This is a genomic window from Novosphingobium sp. AAP93, assembly GCF_001296055.1.
GTDB lineage: Bacteria > Pseudomonadota > Alphaproteobacteria > Sphingomonadales > Sphingomonadaceae > Novosphingobium.
Genome location: NZ_LJHZ01000096.1, coordinates 1 through 13414, shown reverse-complemented (window position 1 = coordinate 13414; position 13414 = coordinate 1). Strand labels below are relative to the sequence as shown.

14 protein-coding genes are annotated in these 13414 nt (G+C 64.9%); 12 read left to right on the top strand and 2 right to left on the bottom strand.

Annotation, left to right across the window (positions count from 1 at the left end; all coding sequences use genetic code 11):
• Positions 1-70 precede the first annotated feature (70 nt).
• Genes IP83_RS14320 through IP83_RS14310 form a run of 3 tightly spaced genes read left to right on the top strand, consistent with a single transcriptional unit; the run spans position 71 to position 1638 of the window.
• Entirely contained in the window at positions 71-475 is a 405-nt protein-coding gene (locus tag IP83_RS14320; RefSeq protein WP_054122910.1) for a nuclear transport factor 2 family protein, read from the top strand.
• On the top strand, positions 475-825 hold the full coding sequence (locus IP83_RS14315; RefSeq protein ID WP_054122909.1) for a putative quinol monooxygenase: 351 nt from the start codon (positions 475-477) through the stop codon (positions 823-825). The genes IP83_RS14320 and IP83_RS14315 overlap by 1 nt, the downstream gene beginning before the upstream one ends.
• A gap of 6 nt (positions 826-831) precedes the next feature.
• On the top strand, positions 832-1638 hold the full coding sequence (locus tag IP83_RS14310; protein WP_054122908.1) for an SDR family NAD(P)-dependent oxidoreductase: 807 nt from the start codon (positions 832-834) through the stop codon (positions 1636-1638).
• Positions 1639-1763: 125 nt separating this feature from the next.
• On the opposite strand, the gene IP83_RS14305 is transcribed toward IP83_RS14310, so the two are convergent.
• Together IP83_RS14305 and IP83_RS14300 are read right to left on the bottom strand one after the other, a co-directional pair.
• Positions 1764-3377 (bottom strand): AMP-binding protein, encoded by a 1614-nt coding sequence (locus tag IP83_RS14305; protein WP_054122907.1) that lies wholly within the window; start codon positions 3375-3377, stop codon positions 1764-1766.
• 12 nt (positions 3378-3389) lie between these two features.
• Complete coding sequence (locus tag IP83_RS14300; protein ID WP_054122906.1) at positions 3390-4838, bottom strand: carotenoid oxygenase family protein; 1449 nt, start codon at positions 4836-4838, stop codon at positions 3390-3392.
• Between the two features lie 323 nt (positions 4839-5161).
• Here IP83_RS14300 and IP83_RS14295 point away from each other — a divergent pair, with 323 nt between their 5' ends.
• The 9 genes from IP83_RS14295 (at position 5162) to IP83_RS14255 (ending at position 13340) form a co-directional block, all read left to right on the top strand.
• Positions 5162-6181, top strand: coding sequence for an NADP-dependent oxidoreductase (locus tag IP83_RS14295; protein WP_054122905.1), 1020 nt, complete (start codon positions 5162-5164; stop codon positions 6179-6181).
• A 4-nt stretch (positions 6182-6185) separates the two neighbouring features.
• Positions 6186-6968: a ThuA domain-containing protein gene (locus tag IP83_RS14290; RefSeq protein WP_054122904.1), complete on the top strand. Its 783-nt coding sequence runs from the start codon at positions 6186-6188 to the stop codon at positions 6966-6968.
• A 12-nt stretch (positions 6969-6980) separates the two neighbouring features.
• Positions 6981-7346, top strand: a complete 366-nt coding sequence (locus tag IP83_RS14285; protein ID WP_054122903.1) for a limonene-1,2-epoxide hydrolase family protein — start codon at positions 6981-6983, stop codon at positions 7344-7346.
• Entirely contained in the window at positions 7346-8086 is a 741-nt protein-coding gene (locus IP83_RS14280) for an SDR family NAD(P)-dependent oxidoreductase (protein WP_054122902.1), read from the top strand. The genes IP83_RS14285 and IP83_RS14280 overlap by 1 nt, the downstream gene beginning before the upstream one ends.
• Positions 8087-8194: 108 nt before the next feature.
• Positions 8195-9430: a cytochrome P450 gene (locus IP83_RS14275; protein WP_054122901.1), complete on the top strand. Its 1236-nt coding sequence runs from the start codon at positions 8195-8197 to the stop codon at positions 9428-9430.
• Positions 9427-10458: an acyl-CoA dehydrogenase family protein gene (locus tag IP83_RS14270; RefSeq protein ID WP_054122900.1), complete on the top strand. Its 1032-nt coding sequence runs from the start codon at positions 9427-9429 to the stop codon at positions 10456-10458. Before IP83_RS14275 ends, IP83_RS14270 begins: the two co-directional genes overlap by 4 nt.
• Positions 10459-10485: 27 nt before the next feature.
• On the top strand, positions 10486-11226 hold the full coding sequence (locus tag IP83_RS14265; protein WP_054122899.1) for a ThuA domain-containing protein: 741 nt from the start codon (positions 10486-10488) through the stop codon (positions 11224-11226).
• Between the two features lie 11 nt (positions 11227-11237).
• The gene (locus IP83_RS14260) at positions 11238-12446 is read left to right on the top strand and encodes an acyl-CoA dehydrogenase family protein (protein ID WP_054122898.1); all 1209 of its coding nucleotides are present in this window, start codon (positions 11238-11240) and stop codon (positions 12444-12446) included.
• A 123-nt stretch (positions 12447-12569) separates the two neighbouring features.
• Positions 12570-13340 carry a helix-turn-helix transcriptional regulator gene (locus IP83_RS14255; RefSeq protein WP_054122897.1) on the top strand — a complete coding sequence of 257 codons (771 nt, stop codon included), beginning with the start codon at positions 12570-12572 and terminating at the stop codon, positions 13338-13340.
• Positions 13341-13414 lie beyond the last annotated feature (74 nt).

Genomic DNA, 13414 nt, shown 5'->3' with positions numbered 1-13414 from the left:
CAGCGCGCGGAAATGATAGTTTCTGAGCCTCCGGAATCGCCTTAGGCTTCCTCAAAAATCGGGAGAGACCATGGCTATCACCGGACCCATCGAGGACCAGCTCGCGATCCGCGCGCTGCACGACAATTACGCCGACGCCGTGTTCCGGCGCGACGCCGGGGACTGGGGCGCGCTCTGGGCGGACGATGCCGTCTGGGATCTGGCTGGCACTACTGTCAACGGCAAGGACTCCATCGTCGGCCTGTGGCAGGGCGCGATGGGCACCTTCGCCTTCGTCGGGTTCTTCCAACAGACCGCCGCGATCCAGATCGACGGCGATATCGCAACGGGCCGCGTCTACACCAACGAGACGCTCGAGGACCTCGAAGGCAACCTGCGCCGCAGCATTGGCCGCTACGAGGACACTTACGTCAAGCGCGGCGGCACCTGGCTCTACCAGAGCCGCAGCTTTTCAGTCCTGAAGGGGTATTCGTGATGATCGTCGTTGTCGCAGGGGAAATCGATTTCGCGCCGGAAGTCCGCGACGAGGTGCTCAAGGACGCGCTGCCGCTGATCGAGATGGCGCTCGCCGAAAAGGGCTGCCGCCACTACGCGTGGAGCCTCGATCCGCACAATCCGGGCCGCATCCACGTGTTCGAGGAGTGGGAGACCGCCGAGGACCTCGCCGAGCATCTGCTGGCCGAATCCTATTTCAAGATGGGCGCGCATCTGGCGGGCTTCACCATCCTCGGCGCCAATACCCGCAAGTATCGCTGCGACTTGTCGGAGCCGGTCTACGGGCCGGACGGCGTTGCCACCGCGAAGTTCCTCACGGCACAGGACTGACAGGTCATGACCAATCTCTTGGGCAAGGTTGCCGTCGTCATCGGCGCGGCGGGCGAGAACAACATGGGCCAGCATATCGCCCGCACGCTGGCCGATGCGGGCGCAAAGGTCGTTGTCGCGGGGCGCAAGGCCGAGCCGCTCAAGGCCATCGCCGGCGCCATCGCGGGTGATTGGGCGCTGTGCGATCTATCGAAGAAGGCCGATGTCGAGGCGCTCGCGACTACCGTGCTCGAACGCCACGGCAAGGTCGATATCGCGATCAACGCGACCGGCTGGGGCCTGCTCAAGGGGCTGCACGAGATCACCGAGGAAGAACTCGACCAGATCATCGCGCTGCAGCTCAAGGGCGTGCACTACTTCCTCAGCGCCTTCGTCCGCGCCATGCCGCACGGGGGGTCGCTGATCCAGATATCTTCGGCCACCACGCAATGCGTGATCGACGACCACGCGGCCTATATCGCGACCAAGGCGGGTTCGGAGGCGCTGATCCGCTGCGTCGCCAACCAGTACGGGCCGCAGGGCATCCGCGCCAACGTGCTTTCGCCGGGCTTCACGTATAGCCCGATGACCGAGCAGTCGTTCGCGGTGCCGGGGCTCGCCGATGCTTTCGTGAAGGAATATCCGCTGGGCCGGGTCGGCACTTCGGAGGACATCGCCAAGGCCGCGCTGTGGGTGGTGAGCGACGATTGCTTCATGTCCGGCCAGAACCTGCAGATCAACGGCGGCCTCACCCTGCGCCGCAATCCGCGTCCGCACGAGATCCAGGCGGCGGTCGGCGCGGCGATGGCGGCGATGCAGGCGGCGGGGAACTGAGCCACACTTTCAACATTCGTCATTGCGAGGAGCGCAGCGACGAAGCAATCCAGAGCGGTCGAGCACATACGCTCTGGATTGCTTCGCCACTCCCGCAATGACGAAATGGAGGAGCGGGGCGGCCCTTACCCCGCCTGCTCCGCCGCGATCTTTTCCTTGATCATCGTGCGCAGCACATCCTTGCGGATCTTGCCCGATGCGGTGCGCGGGAAGGTGTCGACCCATTCGATGCGTTCGGGGCACTTCTGCTTGGCGAGGCCCGACTCGCTGACGAAGGCAGACAGCGCCTGAAGGTCCGGCTGGTCTGCGCCTTCGGGGATCAGATAGGCGCAGATACCTTCGCCGAGGCGCGCGTGCGGCATCGAGACGACGGCAGCTTCCTTGATCGCCGGGTGGAGGTGCAGCACGTCCTCGATTTCCTTGGCGCTGATGTTCTCGCCGCCGCGGATGATGAGGTCCTTCTTGCGCCCGGTGATGACAAGCGAGCCGGAGTGCGTGATGCGGCCGATGTCGCCGGTCTTGAAGAAGCCGTCTGCGGTCAGCGCTTCGCGGGTCTGCGCTTCGTCCGCATAGCCCAGGAACATGGCGGGTCCGCGCACGAGGATTTCGCCGTCCACGCCGTGCGGCACTTCGTTGCCGTCGTCATCGACGAGGCGCAACTGGTAATCGAGCGGCCGTCCGTCGGTCTCGGCGGCGAGTTCAAGGCTCTCTTCGGGCAGGACGCCGGGTGTCGCCAGCGGCACTTCGGAGCTGCCATAGACGCGGTAGGCGCAGGCGTGGGCGAGGCGCTTGTTGGCGGTGTAGACCAGCTCCGACGGGATTGCCGCACCGCCGCAGGCAAAGCGGCGGAAGGTGGGAAGCGAGGAACCGGCAGCCTCTGCCGCGTCGCACAGTTCCTGCAGAAACGGCGTGGCGGCAACCGTCGAGGTGACGCCGTAGCGGTCGATCAGCTCGACCGCATCCCTCGCCTTCCACACTTCCATGAGGACGACCTGCGAGCCGGATGCAAAAGGCTTTTCGAGGCCGCCCGAAAAGCCGCTGATATGCGTGACCGGCGAAGGCATCAGCGTCACGTCGTTCGGAATGCCGCTGTACTTGCGGCCGAACTGGGCGACGCGGTCGAGCGTGTTGTGCGAATGGAGCACGGCCTTGGCCCGGCCCGTGGTGCCCGAGGTATAGAGCACGAGCTTCAGCGCGTTCGGGTCGACCTTCTCGAGCGGGGTATTGAGGCCCCGGCCATGCGCCACAAGTGCCGCATAGTCGGGCGTGCGCTCCGTCGGCCGCACGTAGATGACATGCTTCAGCTCCGGCAGGTGCGGGCGCACCCTGTCCATCATCCCCGCAAAGTCGTAGCCCCGGAAGCTTTCCGCCACGAAATAGGCCTTAGCCCCGCAATCGCCGAGCATCTGGATCACCTCGGCATCGCGGTAGATCGGCACGATCGGCGCGATCACGAAGCCGCCGAGATTGGCGGCAAGGTTGATCACCGAGGCTTCGACCCAGTTGGGCACCTGGAAGCCGATAACGTCGCCGGTCTTGAGGCCGAGATCACGCAGCGCGCGGGCCAGCGCTTCGCCGTCCGCCAGCAGGCTGGCGTAAGTCGGGGCGGCGGGATCGCCCAGATAGACGATCTTGTCGGGATCGGTTTCGGCCCAGCGGCGTGCGTAATCGCCGATGGTCATGTTGGTCCAGCTGCCGTCGGCGGCATACTGCGCGAGGTGCGCGGGGATCGTGGTCATGGGGGGCTTTCGTCAATTCGCCAGGGTCTGCCGGTAGAGCGGGTTGTCCTCGGCGTAGAAGTTGCAATGGAAGCCGCTGGGGACGCGGAAGGGGATCATCACGCGGGCGATGGGGCCAGCGGCGATGTCCTTGGCCGCGAAGATGGCAAGTTCACTGGTGCCGCTGTTCGCCGGGTGGACCAGCGTCATCGCGTAGCCGTCCGCCTCGTCGGTGCTGCCGAGGCGCGGGGCGAACACGAGCTCACCTGCCGCTGCGCCCGCGCCGAAGTGCCAGATATCCTCCTCGCCGGTCTGGGTATCGTAGCGCAGCACCGCGTCCATGCCCTCGACGCGGCCGTCGCGCGATTTGAGGTTGATGTTGGCGAAGCTGTGGCGGCTCTTGCGCGTCATCAGGCGGTCGTCGGGGCGGGGGAACTGGATGTCGCGCCCGTTGAGCACGTCTTCCTTGATCCAGCCGGTGTTCCCGGTGGGGTCGATGGTCCAGCGGCGCAGGCTCTGCTGCGTATCGAGGTGCGTGCGGCGCGCGCCGGTCTCGTCGGGGAACAGCGCGGTGCCGTTGGCGGCGGCGACGTCGGCGAGGATCTTGCCGTCCTCTTCCCACACGTTGAGTTCGTGGAACATGTGGCGCGGTTCGAACTCGAACCACTTGATCTGGTCCGCTGTCCCCTCGCGCGGCATGACGGCGAACTTGGTCGGGCGATCGTTGACCCATGCCGTCATCGGACCACCAGCGGCGAAGCGCTTGAGGTCGGTGTCGATGGGAATGAACGGGAAGATCGCCCAGTTTTCCGTCAGCAGAAAAGTGTGCATCAGGCTGAAGTGCGGCATGGGGATGATCTCGGTCTTGCGGATTGTCCCGTCCGCTGCGACCACGTCGTAGCGCATTTCCGCCGGGCCCATGAAACCGTGGATTGCCGCGCCGGTGTTGATCATCTCGCGCGTAGCGTAGTCGATCTTGGGATGCGCCGAGAAGCTGGAGGTGACGAGTCCGCCATAAGTCTCCTCATGCAAGGTATCGAGCTTGCGGGGATCGAGTGCCACCGGCGGCGCGCCTTCCATAAGGGCGAGCAGCTGCCCGCCATGGAGGATGATGTTCGTATTGCCCGTGTTGTAACGCTTGCCCTGCACACTGGGGTCGCTCGTCATCGGATTGCCGAAAATGCCAAACAGGCGGCGCCCGGCTGCCTTCTCCAGCTCGAACTTTTCCGTCTTCACCCAGCGGTTGCGCATCGAGACGCGGCCGTCCGCAAACTCGAAGGCGAAGACCATGCCGTCGCCGTCGAACCAGTGGTAGTCGCCCTCGCGTGGCGGGTAGAGCGGGTCCGGGCCGTTGCGATAGAAGATGCCGGCGAGGTCGTCGGGCAGCTTGCCCTCGACGATGAGGTCGGGCGCATCGGCTTCGAAGCGGATCGGCGCGTGGTGGCCGCTGAGATAGGGGTGATCGAAGAACGGTTCTGCCATGGCTCTGGAGTCCCCCAAAATGTCCTGAACGCGCCGCCGCGCTGGATGACGGCCTGCGCCGCAATGTGGGTGGGATAGGGGGCGCATTCACCTCCTAAAATGGGGAGTGGCCAAAATGGGGAGTGACCCCCGCTCGAATGGGCAAAAATGAGAGTCGTCTTGGCGCGGGCGCGGGTTAGGTTCGCGCGTTGCTGATCAACTGGGCAAGGCGGTGCCCGATAAAATAGGGACAGTCCCCTTTTTATGACCGAAGAGGTGACTCCGCCGATGGATAGTGCCGCATAAAAAGGGGACTGTCCCTATTTTATCAAGGAGCGTTGCAAGTGACCGAGAACCGCCGTTTCCTTCTCGTCCGCCGCCCCAATGGCGCGCCGGTGGCCGAGGATTTCAGCCTCGTTTCCGAACCCCTGCCCGAGCTGGCGGAGGGACAGTTCCTGATCCGCAATCGCTACGCCTCGCTCGATCCCGCCATGCGCGGCTGGATGGATGATGCGCCGAGCTACATGCCGCCGATCCCGCTGGGCACGCCGGTGCGCGCTTCGACCGTGGGCGAAGTGGTGGCGAGCAAGGCGGACGGCTTCCCGGTCGGCCAGTGGGTTTCGGGCCTCAATGCAATCGAGGAATACTCGGTCTCGCAGGCGGGCGGTTTCAGCGCGCCGATCGATCCCACTATTGTCCCTTCGCCGACGAACTTCCTCTCGGTGCTCGGCGCGGTCGGGATGACGGCCTATTTCGGCTATCTTGAGGTCTGCCGCCCGCAGCCCGGCGATGTCGTGCTGGTCACGGGCGCTGCCGGAGCGGTGGGCTCGCTCGTCGGCCAGATTGCGAAAATCAAGGGCGCCAGCAAGGTGATCGGCATCGCGGGCGGGCCTGAGAAGTGCAAGCGTCTCGTCGAACGCTACGGCTTCGATGTCGCCATCGACTATCGCGGCAAGAGCGTCGACCAGCTTTCGGCGGAGATCGCAGAAGCCGCGCCGCAGGGCGTCAACGTGATCTTCGAGAACGTCGGCGGGGACATCCTCGATGCGGGGCTCAACAACCTCGCGATGTATGCGCGCATCGGCGTGTGCGGGCTGATCAGCGAATACAACAACGCGGGCGAGAAGACGGGCGCGCGCAATATCTGGCAGCTGATCGTCAAGCGCGCCTCGATGACCGGCCTGCTCGTGGCAGACTACGTGCCGCGCTTCGGCGAGGGCATTGCCGCGATGGCGGGCTGGATCACGCAAGGCAAGCTGGTGTTCGACGAGCATGTCGACGACGGCATCGACAATGCCCTGCCGGCGTTCCTGCGGCTGTTCAGCGGCTCGAACGACGGCAAGATGATCCTGAAGCTGAGCTGAGGCGATGGCGCAGACGCTTCTCGTCCTCTCCGGCGGCCATCCCTACGAGGAAGGGCCGTTCGCCGAGTTCCTCGATGCGGTGGCGGGGCTGCTGCCCGGGGACTGGCAGGTGGTCCACTATGTCCATCCGGAGGCCGAGGAGCGCGTGGCGGCAGGGGCAGCGAAGAGCGCCGATGCCGTGCTGTTCTACGATATGCCCGGCTACACTTTCGCCGATGGGACTGTGAAGACGGCGGCGCCCTCGGACGCGTTCAAGGCGGCCCTGGAATCGCGCTTCCTGAGCGGTCATGGGGCCGTGATGATGCACCACGCCATCGCGGGCTGGGCCGAATGGCCGCAGTGGAGCGAATGGGTCGGCGGGCGCTTCCTCTACCAGCCCGGAATGGTGCGCGGGGAGGCGAAGCTCGATTCCGGCTATCGGCATGACGTGGATTACACCGCGGAACTCGTCTCCGATCATCCGGTGCTGGACGATATCCCGCGCACGTTTGAAGTGAACGACGAGCTTTATCTTTGCGAAGTTTTCGAGGACGACGTCAGGCCGCTGATCCGGGCGCGGCATGACTATGTGGCCGAGAACTTCTACTCCGCCGCCCATGCTGTCGCGGGCCGCATGTTTGACAATTCGGACTGGCCGCATCCGCCGGGCAGCAACCTGGTGGCGTGGATCAAACAGGTGCATGCAGCGCAAGTCATCTACTGCCAGTTCGGCGATGGCCCGCACACGTATGCCAACCCGGTCGTCCGCCAGATCATCGCCAATGCGCTGGAATGGACCTCGCGCTAGCAGGAGAGCCGCATGAGCCCGCAGGAAGTGGTCGAAGCCTTCATCGCTGCATGGAACCGGGGCGACGCCCCCGCCGCCTTTGCCATGATGGCCGAGGACATCGTCTGGCATAACATCCCGATGGAGCCCGCCGTCGGCCTTGCCGGCGTGCAGGCGCTTATGGCGCAGTTCCCGCCCATCGAGGGCACGGAGTGGATCACGCATCACATTGCGGCCAATGGCAATGTCGTGCTCACCGAGCGGACCGACAAGTTCCTTGTCGGCGGGCGCTGGCGGGCGATCCGCGTCTCGGGGACGTTCGAGATCAACGAAGACGGCAAGGTCGCCAAGTGGCGCGACTATTTCGACATGGCCGAATTCCAGCGGGAGTTTGCCTGATGACGATTGCTCGCGGCAAGGATCTGACCGGGCGGCGAGCGGTGGTTACCGGCGCGGCTTCGGGCATGGGCGCGGCAGCAGCGGCGCGGCTCATGGCGGAAGGGGCGCTGGTGCTCGGCGTGGACCGGGTGGGCGAGGGCATCGTCGGGACGCACACCTTGGTGACCGATGTCAGCGATACCGATGCCGTCGCCGCGATTGCCGGGGCGGCGGAGAGCCTGCTCGGCGGCTGCGATATCCTGATCAACAATGCCGGTGTCTGTCCCAATGGTCCCTTTGCGGAAATGACCGAGGAGGCATGGAATTCCGCGCTTGGCATCAACGTGACGGCGGTGATGAAGCTGACTCGCGCGCTGGTGCCGCAGCTTGCCGCCTCCGGGCGCGGGCGCGTGGTCAATGTCGGCTCGATCATGTCGAGCTTCGGCGATGCCGGGCTGGTGGCCTACACGACCTCGAAGCACGCGGTGCTGGGCCTGACGCGCGCGCTGGCGATGGAGCTGGGGCCGCAAGGGATTACCGTGAACTGCGTTCAGCCGGGCGCCATCGCGACGGGCATGACGCGCAGCCTGTTTGAGGACGTACCGGGGGCCAAGGACTACTACGCGGGCCGCTCCGCGCTCGGCCGTGTCGGCCAGCCGGAGGACGTGGCGGACGTGATGGTGTTCCTCGCGACCGATGATGCGCGCTTCATCACGGGCCAAGGCATCATGGTCGACGGCGGGGTCATGGTCCACTCGTGAACACATGCCCTGCAAGGCAAGTCCACCTAGCATTTTCGCGCGTGGCAGTGGGTATTTGACGGTGCCACATCCAAGTCGAACAGACTGGGGCAAATTTCGGGGATCGCCATGAATGAGATGACCAAGAGCCTGCTCGATCCCGAGGTGATGCAGAACCCGTTTCCGCTGTACCAGTGGGCCCACGCCAATGCGCCGGTGATCGAGCTGCCCGAGACGGGCATGAAGATCGTGATGAGCTACGAGATGTGCTCGGAAGCGGCCGGCCGCCCGGAAGACTTCTCGAACGACTTCAGCGGGGTGCTTTCGGGCGCGCTGGCCGAGGACCCGGAAGTGAGCGCGATCCTCGCCGAAGGCTGGCCGCAGATGAACACGCTGCTGACCGCCGATCCGCCGGTCCACACCCGCTTCCGCAAGCTGGTCAACCTCGCCTTCTCGATGCCCCGCGTGAACGCGCTGGAAGCAGGCATCCGCGACAAGGTGACCAAGCTGATCGACGGCTTCATCGACAAGGGTGAATGCGACTTCGTGACGGAGTTCAGCGTCGGCCTGCCGGTGCAGGTGATCTGCGAGCAGCTGGGCTTTTCCGAAGCCGAGCGTGCCGACGTGAAGCGCTGGTCCGATGCCTTTGCCGACCGACTCGGCCACATGATCCCGCGCGAGCGCGAGATCGAGTGCGCGCACGAGATCGTCGACTTCCAGCGCAAGCTGAAGGTGAAGATCGACGCGCGGCGCGAGCAACCGACCGACGATCTGCTGTCCGATGTCGTCAATGCGCGGCTCGATGGTGAAACCCCGCTCAATGACGCGGAAATCCTCTCGATTGCGCAGCAGCTGATGGTGGCGGGCAACGAGACGACCACCCATGCGTTGGCAGGCGGCATCGTCCACCTCGCACAGAACCCCGATCAGCAGGCCAAGGTCCGCGCCAATCCTGCGCTGGTGGGCAACATGATCGAGGAAGTCCTGCGGCTCGACACGCCGACCGCCGGCATGTGGCGGCTGGTGACCAAGGATACCGAGCTCGGCGGGCGCTCCTACAAGCAGGGCGAAATGGTCATGCTGCGCTATGCCGCGGCAAACCGCGATCCGGCTAAGTATCCCGACCCGGACAAGTTCGATGTCGAGCGCACCAATGCCCGCACGCACCTCGCCTTCGGCAAGGGCATCCACATGTGCGTGGGTAACATGCTGAGCCGCAAGGAAATGACCGTGGCCTTCACGGAACTGCTGCGCCGGCTCGATGATATCCGCATCAAGGACGGGGCGGAGCTGCGCGTCTCGCCCAACCTGCTGCTGCGCGGGTTCATCTCTGTCCCCATCACCTTCAAGAAGGCTGCGGCGTGAACTTCGATCTCGACGAGAACCAGGAGCTGTTCAAGGCGGCGGTCGAGCGCTTCTGCCAGGGGCAGGACGTGGCGGCCCGCCGCGCGGCGCGTGCCCTGCCGGGCGGCATCGACCGGGCGCGCTGGCAGGAACTGGCGGAGCTGGGGCTGATCGGACTCGCTGCGGGCGAAGAAGACGGCGGCATGGGCGGCTCGCACGGCGATCTGGCTGTTGTTGCGCAGGCGCTGGGACATGCGCAGGCGGTGGAGCCGTGGCTCGAATGCGGGTTCCTCCCGGCACGGCTGCTGGCGGGGTCGGCACACCTTGAGAGCGTGATTTCGGGGGAGAAGATCGCCGCGTTCGCCTTTGCCGAGCCGGGCCGCCGGTTCGTGCTGGAAGCGAGCGGCGTCAAGGCGAAAGGCGGCAAGCTTTCGGGCACCAAGCAATTCGTGCTCGGCGGCGGCGCGGCGGACTTGTTCGTGGTGACGGCGGAAGAGGACGGCAAGACCGCGCTCCATGTCGTCGATGCCAAGGCGCCGGAAGTCGAAGTGCGGCCTTATCCGGTGGCCGATGGCGGCGTGGCGGCCATCGTCACCTTCCACAATGCGGCGGCGGAAGGCCCGCTTGCCGCCGATCTCCACGCGGTGATCGACGAGGCGCGGCTTATGGCGGCGGCCGAGATGGTCGGTCTTGCCCAGCGGCTGTTTGCCGACACGCTGGAATACATCAAGACGCGCGAGCAGTTCGGCCAGCCGATCGGGCGGTTCCAGGTGCTCCAGCACCGCATGGTCGATGCTTATGCCCGCGTCGAAAGCGTACAATCGGCGGTGCTGCGCGCGCTGCTTCAGCCGGGGGCGCCGATGGCGGCAATCAAGGCGCATGTGGCGGAAAATGCGATCTGGGTCGCGCATCAGGCGGTACAGCTGCACGGCGGCATGGGCATGAGCGACGAACTGGGCGTGGGCCACGGCCTCAAGCGGATCGTGCTGCTGTCCAAGCTGTTCGGCGATCCCGCCAGCGATATTCTGGATTATGCCCGCGCGGCCTGAGGGCGGCGGGACTGTGGAGTTTATGGAATGACCAAGCGGATCGACGCCCACTTCGTGGCCGCAGGCAAATACCACGATATCGACTTTGCCCGGCTCGAAGTGCTCAAGCTGCTGGCCGAGCACCCCGAGATCCGCACCACGGTCGCGATGGATTTCTCCAACACCGACCGGCTGGACCAGTGCCAGTTCCTGGTGACTTACACCTGCACCGTGCTGCCGACGCCCGAAGAGCTGCTGAAGATCAAGGAATTCCTTGACCGCGGCGGGCGCTGGCTGGCGCTCCACGGCACCAATTCGATCCTCAAGTTCGTCGAAGGCGGGGTCGATTGTCCGGAAGAGCGCGACGATGTGATGGAAGTGCTCGGCACCCAGTTCAAGGCGCATCCTCCGATCGGGCCGTTCCGTGTCGAGGTGGCCGACAAGACTCACCCGCTGACGCAGGGCCTCGAAGATTTCGACGTGATCGACGAGCTTTATATCATGAAGCAGAAGGCGCCGATCAAGGTGCTGATGCAGACGCGCTTCGATGGCGAGGCGACGGGGTTCATCGAGGCGAACTACGACAATGTCGTCGTGCCGGTGCTGTACCTGCGCGATCACGGCAAGGGCGGGGTGCTCTACAACACGCTCGGCCACTGCCGCAGCCACTTCGATGTTATTGAATTGCTGCCCTTCTGGACACATCCCGAACGCTGCGGCTGGAACTATCCGGTTTATTATGAAACGCTGCGCCGCGGCATTCGCTGGGCCATGAGTGAGATTGCCTAAGGACGTCGGCTATGGATATGGATTTCTCCCCCGAGGACCTCGCCTTCCAGAAGGAAGTGCATGCGTTCCTCGACGACAAGCTCAACGCCCGTCTGCGCGAGGGTGCGGCGAATACGCCGAGCGTGTTTACCGAGCCCGACATTACCCGCGAATGGCAGGCGATCCTCGCCGAGAAGGGCTGGCTGGCGACGTCGTGGCCGGTCGAAGACGGCGGCCCCGGCTGGACGCCGACGCAGAAGTACATCTTCGAGAAGGAATGCGCGATTGCCGGCGCGCCTTCGCTGCCGATCCTCGGTCTGCGCCTTGTCGGCCCCGTCATCTGCCACTTCGGCACGCCCGAGCAGAAGGCACGTTTCCTGCCGCGCATCATTTCGGGCGAGGATTACTGGTGCCAGGGTTATTCCGAGCCGGGCGCAGGGTCCGACCTTGCCGCGGTGAAGACCCGCGCCGAGCGGGTGGGCGACAAGTACATCGTCAATGGCTCCAAGATCTGGACGACCCACGCGCACCACGCCAACTGGATCTTCGCGCTCGTGCGCACCGATCCCAGCGTGCAGAAGCAGCGCGGCATCAGCTTCCTGCTGATCCCGATGGAGCAGCCTGGCGTCAGCGTCTCGCCCATCGTCACGATGGCGAACGACCACGAAGTCAACGCAACCTTCTTTGACAATGCCGAAACCCCTGCCGACAACCTGATCGGCGAGGAAGGGCAGGGCTGGACGATCGCCAAGTTCCTGCTGGAGAACGAGCGCGGCGGCTCCTGCGCGGCGCCCGCGCTGCTCGCCAAGCTCGACCGGATCGAACGCTGGGCGCGCGAAGAAGCCTCGGGCACCAACGGCAGCATGATCCATGATCCCAACATCTCGCAGCGGCTCGCCCGCCTCCGTCTGGAAGCGCAGGCGTTCGAAGTGACCGAGCTGCGCATTCTCGCCGAACTCGCCAAGGGCCGCCCGGCCGGGCCGCAGACCTCGCTGGTCAAGCTGACAAGCTCCAACCTGCGTCAGCAGATCGACGAGCTGGCGGTGGATCTGTTCGGCTACGATGGCTTGCAGCTGCCGGTGACGCGCCCGCTCTATGGCAACGAGGCGCCTGAGTTCGTCGGCAGCCGTGCGGCGCAGCTTGCGATGCCTGCCTATCTCAACGGCCGCGCCTACACGATCTTCGGCGGTTCGGACGAAGTGCAGAAGACCATCATCGCCAAACAGGTCCTCGGGCTCTGACCTGTTGCCCGGAAGCCCCATATCCGAACCGTTTCGGATGGGGCTTCCGCTACGGCACGCAGTAGGTTAGCATGCGAATCGCAGTGGATGCCGGACGAACCGGCACCGGCGAGAGGATGCAGCATGGACTGGGCGAACTCCACCTTCGAGCAGGTGACGATTCGGGCCGTTGAAGACGTGCGGCCCGCCGCAATCGCGATCCGCGATGTGGCCTTGCAGCTTGATCTGCGCATTGCCGTCTGCCCCGACATTTCGTCGAAGGAGCAGATGCTCGATGCCGACGGGAAGATCATCAACGCGGACATCTTCGGCTGGACCGCCGACGGCGAGCGCTGGTGGGAGAATGGCACCCTGGCGCTGTCCTCGCCGTTCCCGCGCGCCACGCGATATGAGAGCGAGCCCTTCTGGTGCAACGCCCACGGCGCCTTCACCGTCAGCCGCAACAACTACCTTGAGGACCTCAACTTCTCGGAGTTCCACAAGTTCAGCAAGGCGCGGGCGATGATCGTGATCCCCTCGCACCTCTCGTTCGGGCAGATCGCCGCGACGAGCTTCGTGCCGGTCGACAAGACGCTCGATGACCTGTCGGACGTGTTTGCCGAGCATGGCGATTTCCTCGGCGCGCTGACCCGCCGCTTCGTCGCCAGCTACGTCAGCACGATGCGCACGCAGCAGTGGATCCCGAGCGACTGCCGCCTGTCCAAGCGCGAAGTCGAATGCCTGCGCTGGGCCGCGATCGGCAAGACCGACAAGGAAATCAGCCTGATCCTCGCGCTGAGCCACGCCACGGTGCGCTACCACATCCAGCGCGCGGGCGAGAAGCTGAACGCGGTGAACCGCAGCCAGGCCGTCTTCAAGGCCGGGCAACTGGGCTATCTGGGGGCAGCTGCTTAGGCTGATCCTTTACCCTGACCGTTCGTGTCGAGCGAAGTCGAGACACCAAGCGCAAGGTGTCTCGACTTCGCTCG